Source organism: Microbacterium sp. CIAB417 (assembly GCF_022788845.1).
The window spans coordinates 357,358-374,491 of the sequence record NZ_JAHZUT010000001.1 but is presented as its reverse complement, the minus strand read 5'-3'; the positions used below and the strand labels follow the sequence as shown (position 1 = coordinate 374,491).

Annotated in this window: 14 protein-coding genes; 2 read left to right on the top strand and 12 right to left on the bottom strand. The window is 68.7% G+C overall.

The features are described from left to right. Positions 1-2: 2 nt before the first annotated feature. The 10 genes from KYX17_RS01845 to KYX17_RS01800 form a co-directional block, all read right to left on the bottom strand. Entirely contained in the window at positions 3-1,418 is a 1,416-nt protein-coding gene (locus tag KYX17_RS01845; RefSeq protein WP_243224835.1) for a hypothetical protein, read from the bottom strand. A gap of 41 nt (positions 1,419-1,459) precedes the next feature. After that, positions 1,460-2,158 (bottom strand): cytidylyltransferase domain-containing protein, encoded by a 699-nt coding sequence (locus tag KYX17_RS01840; RefSeq protein WP_243224834.1) that lies wholly within the window; start codon positions 2,156-2,158, stop codon positions 1,460-1,462. Then, the gene (locus KYX17_RS01835) at positions 2,155-3,201 is read right to left on the bottom strand and encodes a nucleotidyltransferase family protein (protein ID WP_243224833.1); all 1,047 of its coding nucleotides are present in this window, start codon (positions 3,199-3,201) and stop codon (positions 2,155-2,157) included. Before KYX17_RS01835 ends, KYX17_RS01840 begins: the two co-directional genes overlap by 4 nt. A 13-nt stretch (positions 3,202-3,214) precedes the next feature. Then, the gene (locus tag KYX17_RS01830) at positions 3,215-3,838 is read right to left on the bottom strand and encodes an acetyltransferase (protein WP_243224832.1); all 624 of its coding nucleotides are present in this window, start codon (positions 3,836-3,838) and stop codon (positions 3,215-3,217) included. Next, positions 3,831-4,928, bottom strand: a complete 1,098-nt coding sequence (locus KYX17_RS01825) for an N-acetylneuraminate synthase family protein (protein WP_243224831.1) — start codon at positions 4,926-4,928, stop codon at positions 3,831-3,833. Before KYX17_RS01825 ends, KYX17_RS01830 begins: the two co-directional genes overlap by 8 nt. After that, positions 4,921-6,087, bottom strand: a complete 1,167-nt coding sequence (gene neuC, locus KYX17_RS01820) for a UDP-N-acetylglucosamine 2-epimerase (RefSeq protein WP_243224830.1) — start codon at positions 6,085-6,087, stop codon at positions 4,921-4,923. The genes KYX17_RS01825 and neuC overlap by 8 nt, the downstream gene beginning before the upstream one ends. Then, the gene (locus KYX17_RS01815) at positions 6,084-7,241 is read right to left on the bottom strand and encodes a LegC family aminotransferase (RefSeq protein ID WP_243224829.1); all 1,158 of its coding nucleotides are present in this window, start codon (positions 7,239-7,241) and stop codon (positions 6,084-6,086) included. The genes neuC and KYX17_RS01815 overlap by 4 nt, the downstream gene beginning before the upstream one ends. Then, positions 7,238-8,233: a GDP-mannose 4,6-dehydratase gene (locus KYX17_RS01810; RefSeq protein ID WP_243224828.1), complete on the bottom strand. Its 996-nt coding sequence runs from the start codon at positions 8,231-8,233 to the stop codon at positions 7,238-7,240. Before KYX17_RS01810 ends, KYX17_RS01815 begins: the two co-directional genes overlap by 4 nt. A 31-nt stretch (positions 8,234-8,264) precedes the next feature. Next, positions 8,265-11,120: an LGFP repeat-containing protein gene (locus KYX17_RS01805; RefSeq protein WP_243224827.1), complete on the bottom strand. Its 2,856-nt coding sequence runs from the start codon at positions 11,118-11,120 to the stop codon at positions 8,265-8,267. 142 nt (positions 11,121-11,262) lie between these two features. Further along, the gene (locus KYX17_RS01800; RefSeq protein WP_243224826.1) at positions 11,263-12,336 is read right to left on the bottom strand and encodes a glycosyltransferase; all 1,074 of its coding nucleotides are present in this window, start codon (positions 12,334-12,336) and stop codon (positions 11,263-11,265) included. A 92-nt stretch (positions 12,337-12,428) separates the two neighbouring features. Here KYX17_RS01800 and KYX17_RS32195 point away from each other — a divergent pair, with 92 nt between their 5' ends. Together KYX17_RS32195 and KYX17_RS01790 are read left to right on the top strand one after the other, a co-directional pair. Further along, positions 12,429-14,195, top strand: coding sequence for a DUF4012 domain-containing protein (locus KYX17_RS32195; protein WP_243224825.1), 1,767 nt, complete (start codon positions 12,429-12,431; stop codon positions 14,193-14,195). A 144-nt stretch (positions 14,196-14,339) separates the two neighbouring features. Beyond that, on the top strand, positions 14,340-14,999 hold the full coding sequence (locus KYX17_RS01790; protein ID WP_243224824.1) for a hypothetical protein: 660 nt from the start codon (positions 14,340-14,342) through the stop codon (positions 14,997-14,999). Between the two features lie 195 nt (positions 15,000-15,194). Here the strand turns inward: KYX17_RS01790 and KYX17_RS01785 are convergent, their stop codons facing one another. Both KYX17_RS01785 and purE read right to left on the bottom strand, forming a co-directional pair. Beyond that, entirely contained in the window at positions 15,195-16,643 is a 1,449-nt protein-coding gene (locus tag KYX17_RS01785; protein ID WP_243224823.1) for an LCP family protein, read from the bottom strand. Next, complete coding sequence (gene purE, locus KYX17_RS01780; RefSeq protein WP_243226155.1) at positions 16,640-17,107, bottom strand: 5-(carboxyamino)imidazole ribonucleotide mutase; 468 nt, start codon at positions 17,105-17,107, stop codon at positions 16,640-16,642. The genes KYX17_RS01785 and purE overlap by 4 nt, the downstream gene beginning before the upstream one ends. Positions 17,108-17,134 lie beyond the last annotated feature (27 nt).

Sequence of the window (17,134 nt, the reverse complement as noted above, 5' to 3'; positions counted from 1 at the left end):
GGTCAGACAGCCTGGGACACACGTCGACGCGCGTCGGCGAGCCAGAGTTTGTACGTCGCGATGGAATTCGGTGCCCAGATCGTGGGGTCGGAGACGGGCTCGACCGCTCCCGTCGAAGCAATCGCCGTCACTCGTGCCGCCGTCTCCTCTGCATTGGTGACACGCGGCCCGAAGAGTCCCCCGATCACGGTGTCGGCGAAGGCGCTGTCGCGCGCGATGACCTGACAGCCGAATGCTCGCGCCTCGAACAGCACGGTGCTGGCCTCGCCGATCACGACCGCGGATTCTTTCAGCGACTCGTACACGTCCGGTTCGACATCGACGGTGATGTCTGTGTCGGCGGACAGCAGAGGGTACCGCCGATCTGTCTCGGCACGTTCTCCAGGATGAGGCCGGAAGGCGATCGACCAGCTGCTTCCGAGGGCGGAACGAAGGGCTGTGACATAGGCGTCCGTGCGCTCGGGGTCTGTGCGAGAAGAGACCACGAGGACGCGACTCGACCGATGCTCGCGTGCCTTGGCCGCCTGCCGTTCCAGATGCGGTTTGCCGATCGTCGTCACGCGTCCGGGGTGCCTGATCGATGTCGACCAGTAATCGCCGAAGGTGAGGACCTCATCGGGAAGCGCGCGTCTCAAGCTCGCCTCCTCGAAAACCTTCCCGTAGTTGTAGGCCGCATGCGACGGTCCGATCCAGCCGTGTTGCGGTTCGACGACATAGGCACCGAAATCCTTCATCGCTGCCACCGACTCGCCGTGGTACGTATAGGAGCCGTTGTCGAAGAAGACGATCCGCGGACTCATGCGTTCGAGCAACCGACGCAACTCGTCGGTCTGGAACGGACGCAGAAGTTCGGTACGCCGGGTCCGTCGTCCGATATCGACGAACGCGTCTTCGGGCTGCTGGAGCCTGCGGGCGAAGGCGCGGAGCAGAACATCCATGCCGCGGTCCGTCTCCGGTCGCAACGACGTGCCCCTGGCACGCCAGCGCGACCGCGCCGTCGCCGATTCCATGCTCAGCGTCGGTCGAAATGTGGGGTTTCCCAGAGCCGACGGCAACGGACGCACTTGCACGACCATCGCACCCTCAGTCGCTTCGGCGAAGTCATCCACAAGCCAGTTGCGAGCGCGGTCACCCTCCTTCGAAAGGGTCCCGCCCGCCACATAGAAGCAGACATCGTGCTGCTTCGCCCTTCGAACCGCATCCCATCTGTTCGGGAGGAAGCCACGTGCGACCCGCTTCGCCTCAGCCCATCGGGTCCACTGGCTCGTGCTCGCCACAGCAACGCTCCCGGTGTGCTGCTGCGACAACTGCCAGAAGATCTGCATGCGCACATGCGCCCAGAACGGGACCGTGGCACCTGGCAGAATCTCAAGCAACTCGTCCGGCGCGGCATCCTCGAGGTCGAGGATGGCCTTCATCGCCCCGGACGTGCGCGCGTCGAGGTCTGCGGCGTCCGCACTCACAGGTCATCCCTCTGCGCCATGAGCCATTCCACGACCCGGAAGTCGAACTCGCTGTCGACGTCCGTCGAGCGCTCGGGCGGCATCTCGTAGAGGATCGTCGAGGGGAAGAACACGACCTGGTCTTCGAGCAGCGCCTCGCGACTCCAGACATAGATCGAACCGTTCATGTCGAAGCATCGCGGCGCGTCCTGGCGGCGCAGGACGGCGTCGTCCGGCTTCTTGCTCACGGCCACCGTGCCGTCCGGCTGCTCCTCGACGAGGTTGAAGTACGGGTTCCGGCGCGCCTCGACGCCCGTGATGAGCGATTCCGGCCGCTCCTTCTCGAACATCGCGACCGCGGCCCGGATATCGTCGACGGTGCGCAGCGGGCTCGTGGCGTCGAGGTCGACGCACACGTCGTAGGTCGCGCCCGTGCGCTCCTCCGTCGCGCGCACCGCGTGAGCGATCGCAGGGACCTTTCCCGCGGTGTCGGTCGCCATCTCGGCCGGACGACGCACGACTCCGGTCGCACCGAAACCGGGAGCCAGAGCCAGGATCTCCTCGGAGTCGCTCGACACGACGACCTCGTCGAACAGCCCTGACCGCACGGCCTGGACGACGGAATGCCCGAACAGCGGACGACCCGCGACGACCCGCAGGTTCTTGCCCGGCACGCCCTTCGAGCCCGCGCGCACGGTGATCGTGCAGATCCTCATCGTCCGTTCCTCTCCCAGGCCTGCCGGGCGCGTTCCAGATCCTCTGGACGCCCGACGTCGATCCACTCTTCACGAATCTCGAACGAGCTCACGCGCCGAGCGTCGTCCATGAGGCGCGCCAGCAGCGTCGGCATGTCGCAGTACTCATCCTGCTCCAGCAGTCCGAGGGCATCGGGAGCCAGAACGTAGATGCCGGCGCTGACGAGCTCGCTGTGGTACGGCTTCTCGGCGAGGCCGGTCACTCTGTCCCCCTCGCGTCGGATCACACCGTAAGGGATCTCGAAACCGTACTCTCGCGCGCCGATCGTCGCGACGGCCCCGGTCGCGCTGTGGAACGCGAGCATGCGCCGCAGGTCCACCTGCGTGAGCAGGTCGGAGTTCATGACGACGAAGTCCTCACCGATCCGATCTCGGAGCTGCGCGATCGCTCCCGCGGTGCCGAGAGGCATCGGCTCGTGCAGGTAGGTGATCTCGAGGCCGTGGCGCGATCCGTCTCCGAGGTGCGCCTCGATCAGGTGTCCGAGGTGATTGACGGAGACGTGCACGCGCCGGAACCCCTGCTCGCGCAGGCGTCCGAGGATGATGTCGATCATCGGCACATCGCCGAGCGGCACGAGCGGCTTGGGGATGTCCTTCGTGATCGGATACAGACGCTGACCGCGGCCTCCGGCCATGAGCACCACGGGCGTGGACAGCGGGGTACCGATGGATTCGCCCTCCCCCACGACATCCACGAGCCTGCCGCCGTCATCGACGACCGCGACGACGCGGATGCCGCGCTGCTCCTTCAGCTCATCCACGGCGTCCTGGCTCGCGGTCGGCGCGACCGCAGCGGGCCCCGAATTCATGATGCCGGAGACATGGTCGTCCAGCACGGCGCCGGCGAGGAGTCCTCGGCGGATGTCCCCGTCACTGACGGCTCCGACCAGGCGTCCGGCGGCGTCCTCGACGAAGACGACCTGCAGTCGGCTGCGATCCAGACGCTCGAGTGCCACCCGGATGCTGGTCTCGGGAGCGACCGTGAGGTCCGCCCTGTCGATCATGGCTGCTCGTCCTTCACTTCCGGATCGGTCGTGCCGGGACGCCGACGACGGTGACGCCATCGGGCACGTCGGAGAGCACGACAGCCCCCGCGCCGATGACACTCCCCGACCCTATCGTGACGCCCTGGAGCACGCGGGAACCGAGGCCCACGTGTGCGCCGGCTCCCACGCGCACGGCACCACCGAGCACGGCACCCGGCGCCACGTGCGCGTGCGCACCGATCACGCAGTCGTGTTCGATGATGGCCCCGGTGTTGATGAGAGCTCCGTCTCCGAGCACCGCGCCCACGTTGACCACCGCGTTCGCGAGCACGTGGACCCCGCCGCCGAGCGGGACACCCGAGTCGATGAAGGCCCGCGGATGGACGACGTCGACGACCGTGTAGCCGTCCGAGATCACGCGCTCGTGCAGTTCGCGTCGCGCGCGCGTCGAGCCGGCGGAACCGAGACCGTTCACGAGCGCGACCCGTTCGGGTCCGAATTCGGCCAGGACGGAGTCGTCACCGAGATGAGGAAGCTCGCCGAGCGAGCCGGGCTCAGGGGCGACATACCCCAGGACGCCGCTCCCGGCCTGCTCGAGCGCGGCCAGCACCGAACGGGCGTGGCCGCCGCCCCCGAGAAGGATCAGGTCAGTCATCGATCAGATCACCGCGGCGATACGACCGGGATGCCGTCGAGCCGACGATCTCCCAGTAGTCGAACGAGGTGCGCCCGGACGCGGGACGATAGCAGGCAACGTCCTCCTCGGTGATCACCGCTCCCGCAGCGATGTCCCGAGTCGCCACCAGACTGCGCCGGACGACCGCACGGTTACCTGCTTCGACCGGCTGACAGCGTTTCTGAGCGGATCCCAGCATCGCGGGGACGCGACGGAGGTCGGCGACGTACGCGTGCAGGCCGTCCGGGTCCAGGGATGCCGCGTGGTCGGGTCCTTCGGCGTGGATGTCGAAGGTGAAGTGCTTCTCGACGGCGATGGCCCCGAGCCCGACGGCGAGCACCGAGGCGAGAGAGCCCAGGGAGTGGTCGGAATAGCCCACGCGGTGACCGAACGTCGATGCGATGGTCTGCATCGCACGCAGATCGAGGTTCTCGTCCGCGGCGGGGTACTGGGTGGTGCAGTGGAAGATCGTCACGTGCTGCGCGAAATCCACGAACTCGTCCCGGCGTCGCCATGCCTGCTCCAGCACGTCGGCCGTGAGCCTCTCGGAGCGCTCGATCGCGCCGTGCGCCTGCGCGACGCCGGCCGCGATGAACCGCAGTGCCCTGTCGATCTCTGCCAGATCCGCCATCCCGGTCGACAGGATCACGGGCAGCCCTGTGCGTCCCGCGGCGACCAGCAGAGGCGCGAATGTGAGATCGCCGGAGGCGATCTTCACCAGCGGGATGCCGAGTTCCGTGACGAGGAAATCGAGGCCTTCGAGGTCGAACGCCGTGGAGAGGAAGGCGATGCCGCGCGAATCGCAGTGCGCGCGGAGGGCGCGGAACTCTTCGTGACTGAGCTCCAGCTCCCGGAGCAGGTCGTGCTGCGTGCGCGCGTCGCTGTCGGAAAGACGCTGGTAGTCGGCCAGCGCCGCGCTCTCCATGGCCAGATTGTCGGCGGAGAAGGTCTGGAACTTCACGGCATCGGCGCCGGCGGATGCGGCCAGATCCACGAGCTCCTTCGCGGTGTCGAGCGATCCGTTGTGGTTCACCCCGGCTTCGGCGATCACGAACACACGGTCAGTCATGGGCGGATTCTCCTCCGATGTCGTAGAAGGACTTGCGCGGCGGACGCGGGATCGGCATGTCGCGCAACGCCGTCGCGACGCGCGGCGCGAACCCGGGGGTGCCGAAGATCTCCGTCCCGGCACCGTTCGCATCGTGCCGGATCGCCGAGCGCACGGCCTCTGCGATCCGGTCCCTGTGGGGCACGGGTGTTGCGACGCTCTCCGCCAGGGGACGTCCGCGCTGGCGGTCGCCGATGAGCACGGACGGCACCCCGAGAACCGGCGCCTCGAGCACGGTGCTCGAGGAGTTGCCGACGACGACCGATGCCGCACGCATCGCGCTCAGATACCCGAGCTGTCCGAACGACTCGATGAAGTCCACCCGGTCCGGATTGTCTGCGACGAAGGCGGCGATGCGCGCGCGCACATCGGCGGTGCCGATGTCGGAGTTCGATCCGGTGATGACGACATGCAGGCCCTCTACCTCCAGCAGTGCCGCCAGCATCTCGTCCACGAGATGCTGAGGCGGAGCGACGTCCATCACGGCGGGGTGGAAGGTGACCAGCGCCGTGGGGGCGGGAAGCCGGACGCCGAAGCGGTCTTCGACCGCCTCCCGGGGCAGCAGCTCGAGCACGGACAGCGCGTCGACGATGGGCGCGCCGACGAAGAAGACCCGCTCGGGCTGCTCGCCCATCTGGATGATGCGTCGTCGGTGCTCCTCCGTGGATGCGAAGTGCAGGTACGACATCTTCGTGATCGAGTGGCGCAGCGCGTCGTCCATGGCACCCTCGGTCCGTTCACCCCCGTGGATGTGCGCGACGGGCACGGACAGGATGGTCGCCGCCGTCGCCGCGGCGAACGCCTCCAGCCGGTCGCCCAGCACCACCAGGACGTCCGGGTCGAGTTCTTCGAGCGCTCGAGCGTACCCCGGCAGCGCACGGCCGACGTCTGCGGCGGCGTCGAGCGGACCGTCGCCGGCGGACCAGATCGGCACGGTGGCGGAGATCTCGAAGCCGTCGCGCTCGATCTCGGACACGGTACGACCGAACGCGTCGCTGAGGTGCGTCCCCGTCACGATCAACTGCAGCTGAAGCTTCGGTTCGGCGTCAATCGCCGACAGCAGTCCGCGCAGCAGACCGTAATCCGCGCGGGTGCCGGTGAGGACGGCGACCGTGATCACATCGCCGCCAGCGCTGGGGAGCTGGGGATGCACACGGTGCGGGCATGCAGCGCTTCCGCGACCGGTACGGGAGCGTGCGGCAGATCGCGGAAGGCCGCCTGGTCATGCAGCAGATTCCAGAACGGCCGGCACTGGAGGCCCGCGGCGTTGGTCGCCTCGAGCACGGCGTCGCGCTCTTCGCGCCCGCCGTCGACACGCACCGCGCACAGCCAGTAGTTGCTCTCGGTCCCCCGTGGTTCCACCAGGAACTCGACGCCGGCGACGTCGGAGAACCTCTCTTGATAGTGCGCTGCCAGTCGCCGCTTCGCCGTCAGGAACTCGGGGAGGCGTTCGAGCTGGGCGACACCGAGCGCGGCGTTGAGATTCGGCATCCGGTAGTTGAACGCGACCTCGTCGTGCTCGAACTCCCAGCGGTGCGGCAGCTTGGCGGTCGTTGTGAGATGCCGGGCACGCCGGGCGAGCTCGTCGTCGTCGGTGAGGATCATGCCGCCGCCGCCGGTGGTGAGGATCTTGTTGCCGTTGAAGCTGACGATGCCGAGCGCCCCGAACGTCCCGGTGTGCCGGGGACCCACGCGACTGCCGAGCGACTCCGCCGCATCCTCGACGACCGGGATCCCGTACTCCGCGGCGAGCTCGATGAGTTCGGCGATCCGAAGGGGGTGGCCGAGAGTGTGCATGGGCACGATCGCACCGATGCGACGTCCGGTTGCGTGGTTGACGACCCCCTCCGGCGTCGTCCGTGCCGTGCGCAGCACCTCGGCCACGGACTCGACGGACATCCCGAGCGTCTCCTCATCGCTGTCCACGAAGTACGGCTGCGCACCCGCATGGACGACGGCGTTGGCCGTGGCGACGAAGGACAGGCTGGGGACGATCACGTCATCACCCGCGCCGACGCCGGCGAGCTGGAGCGCCACCTGAAGCGCCGATGTGCCGTTGGACACCGCGATGCCGTGAGCGGAACCCGCGAAATCGGCGATCCCCTGCTCGAATTCGGTGACGAATGCGCCGACGCTCGAGACGAAGGTCGAGTCGAGGCACTCCAGGACGCGCTTCTTCTCGCGGTCCGCGATGTCGGGAACGTGCAGCCCGACGAAGTCCGCGTCCCCGACGACGTCGCGGATCGCCTGGACGATCTCCTGCTCGATGCTCATACGACGTAGGCGTCGGTGCGGTAACGCGCGAGGTTCGACGGGTCGGTGAACCAGTCCGCCGTGACGCGCAGCCCCTCACGGAACCCGTCCACGCCGTCGAACCGGGGCTGCCATCCCAGCAGCTCGCGCGCCTTCGAGTTGTCCGAGAAGAGCCGTTCGACCTCGGAGTTCGCCGGTCGCAGGCGCGCGGGATCCTCCGTGGCGACGGCATCGACGCCCATGGCCTCGGCGATGAGCTCGAAGGTCTGACCGATCGAAACCTCGAAACCGACGCCGAGGTTGATGACCTCGCCGACGCCGGCGGTGCTGGTGAGCGCCGCGGTGAAGCCTGACACGGTGTCGGGGACGTAGGTGAAGTCGCGTGTGGGCGTCAGCGCACCGAGCTGGATCTCGCGCTTGCCCGCAGCGAGCTGGCTGATGATCGTGGGGATCACGGCGCGGGCGGACTGGCGGGGGCCGAACGTGTTGAAGGGCCGGATCGTCACGGTCGGCAGACCGAACGAGGCGTGATAGGCGTTGACCATCTGGTCCGCGGCGATCTTCGACGCCGAGTACGGCGACTGCCCCTGGAGCGGGTGTCCCTCGTCCATCGGCACGTAGCGCGCCGTTCCGTACACCTCGCTGGTCGAGGTGTGGATGAAACGGGACACCCCGGCAGCGCGCGCAGCGTTGAGCAGGTTCAGCGTGCCCTGGATGTTCGTCTGCACGTACAGGTCCGGTGCCGCATAGGAGTACGGGATCGCGATGAGCGCCGCCAGGTGCAGCACGGCATCGCGGTCCGCGACCGCCGACATCATCAGGGCCGGATCACGCACATCGCCGGGGAGGAACTCGATCTCGCGCGCGATCTCCTCGTCGACACCGTCGAGCCAGCCGCGTGAATCGAACGAGTTGTAGAGGACCAGCGCACGGACGTCATGACCATCCCGAACGAGCTGCTCCGCGAGGTGCGATCCGATGAATCCGTCAGCTCCTGTGAGCAGTACCTTCATGCGTTCCACTGTAGTCGCTCACGCCCACGGCTCACTTGTACGCGACCGTGGCCGGCTTGCCCGGCGCGTAGGAGATCGTACCTCCTTCGAAGGACTGCGTGCATGCCGTCGCGGTGCAGGTCTCGGCGCTCGTGGGCCAGCCCAGCTTGCCGCGCAGCCATCCCGCCTTGCTGTAGGCCGTCATGATCGTCGAGGACGACACGAAGGTGCCTCGGGCGGACGAATGCACCCAGCCCTTCGCGTACTTCTGGGCCAGGCCGGCCCCGTTGGGGTCCGCCACCACCTGAACGGATGCCTGTGCTTTGCCGAGAGACCCGGTGACGGCCGTCTGCTTCGTGGCGGCCGCGGTGATCGCGGCCGCCGTCGCGCCGACGGTCGCCACAGCGGCCTGACCCTTGGTGTAGCCGATCACGCCTCCGGCGAATTGCTGGGCGCAGGCGTTGCCTGTGCAGAATTCGGCGCCCACGGGCCAGCCGAGTCCTCCACGGACCCAGCCCGCGTCACTGTACGCCTTCATGATCGTCGACGTGGACGTGTACGTCCCCTTCCCCGAGGAGTGGATCCACCCGCCCTCGAACTGCTGGGCGACTCCGTTGCCGTTCGCGTCGGTGACCGTCTGCTCAGCGGCGACCGGCCATCCGAGGAATCCGCGCAGCCAGCCTGCGGCGCTGTATCCGGCCATGATCTTCGCCGAGGACGAGAAGGTCCCGCGATCCGACGCGTGCATCCAGCCGTTCGCGTACTTGCGCGCCAGACCGTTCCCGTTGGCGTCCGACACGACCTGAACCGGAAGAGCCGCCTTCCCGAGCGCGCTCGTCTGCGCCGAACGCAACGCAGTTACCGCCTCGTGCGCGACGCCATACATCGTCACTGCGGCTTTGCCCTGCGTGTAGGCGATAGTGCCACCTTCGAAGGACTGCGAGCAGACCGTCCCCGAGCAGCTTTCCACGCCGACCGGCCAACCCAGCTTCCCGCGCAGCCATCCCGCCTTGCTGTAGGCCGTCATGATCGTCGACGACGACACGAAGGTCCCATGGTCGGAGGAGTGCACCCATCCGTTGGCGAACTTCTGCGCCAGGCCAGAGCCGTTCGGATCGGCCACGATCTGCACCGGCTGCGCCTGACCGAGGGACCCCGTCACCGAGGTCTGCGCCGAGGCCGCCTTCGTGATGGCAGCCGGCGTCACTCCCTTCGCAACCACAGCTGCCTTGCCTTTGAGATAACTGATCACGCCGCCCGCAAACGTCTGAACGCATGCTTGGCCGGTGCAGCTCTCCGTGCTCGTGGGCCATCCGAGCTCGCCGCGCAGCCAGCCTGCACCGCTGTATGCGGTCATGATGCTGGTGGACGAGGCGAACGACCCCTTGGCCGACGAGTGGACCCAGCCGCCTTCGAACTGCTGCGCGACCCCGTTGCCATTCGGGTCCGTGACGGTCTGCTCGGCCTTGGCCGGCCATCCGAGGAACCCGCGCAGCCATCCGGCCGCGCTGTACCCCGTCATGATCTTTGACGACGACGAGAACGTTCCTGCCTCGGACGTGTGGATCCAGCCGCCGGCGTACTTCCGTGCCAGGCCGATCCCGTTCGCATCCGACACGGCCTGCACGCCGGCGAGCGCCTTCCCGAGGAACCCGCTCGCGCCGCCCCGCGCGGCGTACTCCTTGTCGATGGCGCCCGGCGTGATCTCGAAGGTGGCGGTCGCGCTCTTCCCGCTCGCGTAGGAGATGAGCCCGCCGGCGAAACCCTGAGTGCAGAGGCCGCCGACGCAACTGGTCTGAGTCGCCGGCCATCCGAGGTCGCCCCGCAGCCATCCGGCGGCGCTGTAGGCCGTCATGATCGGAGTCAGCGAGGAGTACGTGCCTGCGGACGAGGAGTGGATCCACCCGCCGGTGAACTTCTGCGCCCGGCCGTTTCCGTTCGGGTCCGTGACCACCTGGACGGGCGCCGCCGGATTGCCCAGGGCTCCGGATGCACCCCCCATCCGCTTCCATTCCGTGGCGATCGCGCCACTCGGCGTCATCGCCGGAGTCTGCGTCGAACCGAACCAGTCCGTGAAGTAGTTGTAGAAGTTGCGGTTGCCGTAGCTCGAGCAGGAGTCACCCGTGCCGTATCCGGCCCGCATCGCGGCAGCGTTCGGCTGGTACGGGGTGTAGTAGTACAGCGCGGACGTCGCCTTGTTCGCGACGTACACCGGTGCGCGTCCGCACGATGCGTTCGGGTGGTAGAGGATGTTCCAGGTCTTGCCGGGCGCGTACCAGGTGAAGTAGCGACCCTCCATGTAGAGCTGCATCTGCCGCGCGGCACCGTAGACCTGTGCGAAGAACCCGGCGAACTTGACGTCGCACGGGGCGGTGTCGGGGCACGCCTGTCCCATCGCCGCGTTGTAGCGCCAGTCGCTCGGCCACGTGTGCGTCACGAGCCCCTGCTCCTTCTGGAGCATGACGATCAGCACCTGAGGATTGATGTTGCAGGCGCGGGCCACCTTGTAGATGATGCGCGCAGCCGACTCACTGGACGAGCCGCTGTATGCGGAACAGTACTTGTCTGCCGCCTTGGACTGCGTCGGGATCCGCAGATCCTTCAGGCACGTGTAGCCGGAACGGCACGTCTTCACCTTGCCGTTGAGGAACGACTGGATCTGCGCCTCGGTCATCGTGCTCTCGTCCGTGAACACGACATCGCTGATGATGTTGCCGGCCTTGAACCCGGCGAGAGACGTCTTGACGATCCCGCTCGAGACAGGATCCCCGGCCACCCGGCTGACCGAGGCGCCTCCGATCCCGGTCGGCGCGCTCGCCGCCGTCGCGGCGGAAACAGGGAGCACCGTGCCGAGGATGACCGCTGTGGCAGCGGCGAAGACCGTGATCGTTCGGGCGATCCGGGGCACGTTTCGAGAGCGTGGGGCACGTCGAGACATGTGACCAGTGTGACGTATGTGGCGCGATGATGCCACTGTGACCGCGAACAGTCGACATTGGACCCGGGCGTGTCGCCAGATCTCAGCGAGCTCTCAGGCTCCGTACGAAGGCTCAGAGGTCGGCGTGCAGCGCCCAGACGCGCTCAGCCGAACTCGCCCAGGAGAAGGCGCGCGCCCGGTCGCCGGCGAGCACGCGCAGCCGGGCACTGCCAGCCCCGACCGCGTCGACGACAGCATCCGCGATGTCGTCGTCGCCGACGACCATTCCGCCGTCGGCCACGACGTCGCGATGCACACCGCTGTCGACGACGACCACGGGCACGCCGAGCGCCATGGCGTCCACGGCCCGCCACGGCCAAGCCGTGACGGTGCTCGTCCCGACGAACGCCTCGGCACCGGCGACGACGGACGCGCGCTCCTCCGGGTCGAGCGCGCCGCGCACGTGCACACGGCGGGCCGGCAGGCCCGCGGCTGAGGCGATCTCCACCAGCCGCGGTTCGGCCCCGTCCGGAGCGTCGATGACCACGGCATCCCGTTCCGCCGCGATCGCCGCGCGGAAGCCTGTTGCGAACGACTCCCCGGCCCCTGCGATGACGATGTACGTCTCGGGCAGATCCAGCTCGGCCCGGCGCGCCGCGGCGTCACCCGGCACGACCAGGTTCGACGGCGGAGCTCCGGCGATCACCCGCACCCGGTCCCCGAAACGGGCGAAGTCCTCCAGACGCTCGGCGAAGGCATGCGACGGGACGACGATCGCATCGGCGTGCTTCGCCGCCCGGCGCAGCATCCCCCGATGCCAGCTGACCGCGGGCTTCGCCATGCCCTGCGGCGCCTCCCAGGCGTTCAGGTCCCACAGCGTGACCACGGTCTGGTCCGGGTCGTGGACGCGATCGTGCTTGACGAGCGGCGCCATCAGGCTCGGCGAGTGAATCATGCCTCCCCCGACACCCGGAGCGATACCCAATTGCCAGGAGGCCGCCAGTTCGCGCCGCTGGAGCGGGAGCGTCCGGACCTCGCCGATCCCTCGGATCTCCGGCTGCGAACCGGCAGGAACGATCGCGTCGACCGTGCATCCGGCGGGCGCCGTGTCGATGAGCCCGTGCGTCAGATCCAGAGCCGCCCAGGCCGTGTCCGCCGCGACGACCTGCGCGAGCTGATCGAGGACGACACGCAGCTGAGCACTCATAACAGAAGCGTAGACGGCACCCGCGCGTTCCTCGGGATGCCCGGCCGCAGACCGATCAGCGGTCATCGTCGGGTCCGTGCTTGAATGCTCACGTGAGCGACGGACGACTCCCCCAACGCCGCGGCCGATGGATCGGCTGGACCCTCGGCACGCTCGTCATGCTCCTGCTGCTGGCGCTCGGCTGGGTAGGCGTGCGCGGCATCGGCGCGGCGAACGAGCTCCAGGCAGTGTCCGACAACGCGGAGGATCTCAAGGCGGCCGTCGCCGCGCGGGATCTCGAGCGCGCCGAAAGGGTCGCCGACCGGATCGAGCACCACGCGTCGGTCGCGACGGAGCTCACGTCCGACCCCGTCTGGCGCGGGTTCGAGGTCGTCCCCTGGCTCGGCGCGAACTTCACGGCGGTGCGCGAGATCGCCGAGATCGCCGACAGCGTGGCGTCCGACGCCCTGACCCCGGTCCTGGATGCCGCGGGAGAACTCGAGCTCGCCGGCCTCGGCATCACCGGCACCTCGATCGACCTGACCCCGTTCGCGGCCGCGCAGGAGCCGTTGGGCGCCGCCGATGAGACCCTCTCCGCCGCGCTCGCACAGGCCCGCGCGATCGACGCCGACGCGACGCTGCCACCGCTGGCCGACGCCGTCGGGCAGGTCCGCGACGCCGTCGACGAGGCAGCGACCCTCGTGGGCGCCCTTCACGGCGCCTCCGTACTGCTGCCGAGCATGCTCGGTGCGGAGGGCCCGCGCTCCTATGTCGTCGCGATGCAGAACAACGCCGAGGTCCGCTCGTCCGGAGGGATCGTGGGTGCCGTGGCGCTGATCACCGCCGATCAGGGTCAGATCCGGATCGTGCGCAATGCCTCCACGACCGATTTCCCGCCGCTGGACGCTCCCCTGGAGGTCAGCGACTCCACTCTCGCCCTGTTCGAGCAGCAGCCGGGCCGCCACCTTCAGAACATCACGAGCATCCCCCGCTTCCCCGAAGCCGCTCAGCTCATCGCGACCCGCTGGACCCAGCGGTTCGGGGGCACGGTGGACGGCGTCGTCGCCGTCGACGCCGTCGTCGCCCAGCACCTCATCGAAGCCACCGGACCGGTCTCCTTCGGACCGTTCACGGCCGATGCCGACAACGTCCTCAGCATCCTGCTCTCGGAGATCTACAGCGCCATCCCGGACCCACGCACCCAGGACGCCGTGTTCGCCCAGGCATCCAGCGCCCTGCTCGCGGCCGCCCTGTCCTCCGGTGATCCCCAGGCGCTGCTGGGCGCGCTGTCGACGTCCGCAGACGAAGGCCGGATCCGGATCTGGAGCGCGCACGAGGACGAGCAGGACCGCCTCTCGGCATCCATGCTGGGCGGCACCCTGCCCACGGACGACGACAGCGCCACCTGGGTCGGCGTCCTCCTCAACGACACCACGGGCGGGAAGATGGACTACTACGCCGACGCGCGGTTCACGGTCGCCACCGGCGTGTGCGCGGGCGCGCCGACCACGCGCCTGTCCGTCACCTGGACGAACGACGCGCCGGAGGATGCCGGGACAGCTCTCCCCGAGTACGTCACGGGCGGCGGCCGGTACGATGTCCCTCCCGGCGAGACGCGCACGCTCGTCGCGGTGTACGGCCCGACGGGCGCGACGCCGGTGCGCATCGACCGCGACGGGTCCGAGGAGGACGTGCAGACCGCCGTGATCGACGGGCGGAGCGTCATCCAGCACTCGGTCCAGCTGGCTCCGGGAGAGTCCACGACGATCACCGTCGACTTCACCGGGGAGGGAGCCGGAGAACGGCTCACCGAAGTCGCCCACACCCCGCTCATCCATGCTCCGGAGATCACGCGCGAATCCATCGACTGCGGGTCGTGACATTCCGCAGCGCATGCGCTAGTGTGACCTCACTGGGGAATATCGGGCTCTGCCATCCTGCCGTGGGGGCAGGAAGGGTCCACGCAGTCGGGCGCAGGGGTGTGCTCGGGTGTGATTCCGCGTGTATCTCTCTGGGGGAGAATCATGCTGAAGAAGATGGCCGTCATCGGTCTGACCGCAGGTGCGCTCGTCCTGGCCGCACCGGCTGCTGCATCCGCCGCGTCCTTCGAGACGCCTCCGCCGCCGAACACGTATGCGGAAACGCCGCGCGTCTCGGTCGGCGATCCGATCATCACGCCCTGCGAGGCGTCGACGATCGCCTTCAGTGCCGGCTACTTCCTGCCCGGTGAGCGCGTCTCCGTCTCGGTCTCCGGACACAATGCCGGTGACGCCTCCATCTCAGGGAACACCGCGGCCGGAGACGGAAGCCTGGTGGTGTCGTTCCGCCCGCCGTCCGATGGCGAGGGAAGCTATTCGCTGTCATTCGCCGGGGGTGCGCACTCGGGTGGTGCCGGTCTCAGTGCCGCGTCGGGATCGCTGATCGCGACCGCAGCGCAGGACCGCGAGTACACCGCCACGGTCACGGTCGTGCAGGCCGGCGGAGTCGGGCCCAGCTGCGAGCAGGACCCGGGCGTCGCGCCATCCGGCACCGAGTTGCCGTTGACGGGATCGACGGATTCCGGCATGGAACTCGCGCTGACCGGCGGCTCGGCGTCGCCCTGGATCCTCGGGGGCGGAGCGGTCGCTCTCGCCGCCGGCGGCGTTCTCATCGCGGCGGGGGCCGCGCGCAGGCGCCGTTCCTGAGTCACGGTCGCTGCGCGCGGCGACTGTGGCTGGCCGGGCGACGACGGCCCCTCCCCCTCCGTCCGTCGTCGCCCAGTGCCGGACCCGATGGACCCGTGGAGCGTGGGGCTCCACGGGTCCATCGACCTGCCCGGATCCGAAGGCCTGCGCTTGATCCGCGGACCGGCGGTTCAGCGGATCGGACGCTCCAGGCGCTCAGGACGAGGGCGACGGCGTCTCGGTCGCGGGGTGCAGCGTCTCCTGGATCAGCTGACGGACGTATTCGAAGTCAGGATCGGTGTCGTCCACGCCGCCCTCGGGCGTCAGCTCGATGGTCGTCACGGGAAGCTCCTTGGCCTTCATCACCAGGTCGAAGAACTCCGGCAGCTTGTCCTGCGGAAGGTCGGTGTCCACGAGGGCCGTACCCGCTGAGGCGATCTCGTTGAACCGGGTCAGCACGGTCTGCGGCGTGAACTGCGCCAGGATGGCCTCCTGCAGCTGACGCTGACGCTTCATGCGGTCCCAGTCGTCCGTCGTGTAGCGGGATCGCGCATACCACTGCGCGGTGTCGCCGTTCATCTTCTGCTCGCCCGGCTCGATCCAGCCGATGGCCCAGTCCTCGGCGGGTTCTCCCTTGTACGACGGGCCGCCGCCCTTCGGCAGACGCTTCTCGACCGTGACCGTCACGCCTCCGAGAGCATCGATGAGATTCGCGAACCCGTTCATGTCGATGAACACGTAGTACGGGATCTCGATGCCGAGGATCCCCTCCGCGGCATCCTTGGTCGCCTCGATCCCGGGTTCGGAGCCGTTCGCCTCCGCCTCCGGGTACAGCTCCGTGCCGTCCCGGCACACCTCGACCTCGGTGCGCAGCTGGTTGATGCCGCTGCCCCAGCCGCAGGTGCTGTCGTTGTGACTGGAGTGCCCGTCCGGGTACAGATCGCGCATCGGCCCTTCGGCGAACGGGAAGCCGGGCATGTCGCGCGGGATGCCGGTGATCGTGACGGCTCCGGTGTCGGCGTTCACCGAGACCACGGAGATGCTGTCGTAGCGCATCGAGTCGCGCCCCTCTCCGCTGTCCGCGCCGAGGAGCAGGATGTTGTAGTAGCCGTCGCTGGGCGGCAGGCTCGGGCCGCTCTGCGTGAAGATCGACCCCAGCGTGTCCCGTCCCGAGCCCACCACGGTCGCGGCGTAGCCGGTTCCCGCCCCGACGAGGCCCAGGATCACGAGCGCCGCAACCGGGATGCCGAACCGCGACAGGGTCGAGACGCGCACCAGCCGCACCAGTCGCAGGGTGTCGATCGCGAGCACGATCCACAGCACGAGGTAGCCGACCAGGGCGACCTGGACGAGCGTGAGGACGATGGCGGAGAGCCACCCGGCGCCCACGGTCAGCCACAGGAACGTCGGCCTCGCGAACAGCGCCAGCCCCACGGCCACGAGCACGGAGAGCCAGCCGATCAGCGTCGCGCCCAGCGCGAAGCGTCCCAGACGGCGGTTGCCGGCCAGCACCTGGGCGGACCCGGGGACGAGGACGTTCATGACGACGAGCCACCAGCCGCGGCGCGCCATGAATCCCGGATCGTCCACGTCCGGATGCCGCATCGGACGCGTCTCGATCACCGGTCGTGCCCCGATCCCGGCGCGGGGCGCGGCGATGGTCACAGCGAGTCCTTCAGCCGCTGGTTCTTCTCCGCCACCTGCCCCTCCAGCGTGCGGGCGTACTCCTCGATGCGGTCGGCGATCTCGGCATCCGACGCCCCGATGATCCGGGCGGCCAGGATGCCGGCGTTGCGCGCGCCGCCGATCGACACCGTGGCGACCGGGATGCCGGCCGGCATCTGCACGATCGACAGCAACGAGTCCATGCCGTCCAGGTAGGCCAGCGGCACGGGCACGCCGACCACAGGCAGCGCCGTCATGGAGGCCAGCATCCCCGGCAGGTGCGCAGCGCCGCCCGCGCCGGCGATGATGACGCGGATGCCGCGACCGCGCGCCTCGCGCGCGTACTGCACGAGCTTGTCCGGCGTCCGATGCGCCGAGACGACCTCGACCTCGTGCGGGATGCCGAAGTCGGTCAGCGCCTGGGAGGCGTCGCTCATCACGCGCCAGTCGGAATCGGAACCCATCACGACGCCGACGAGGGGCACGGCAGA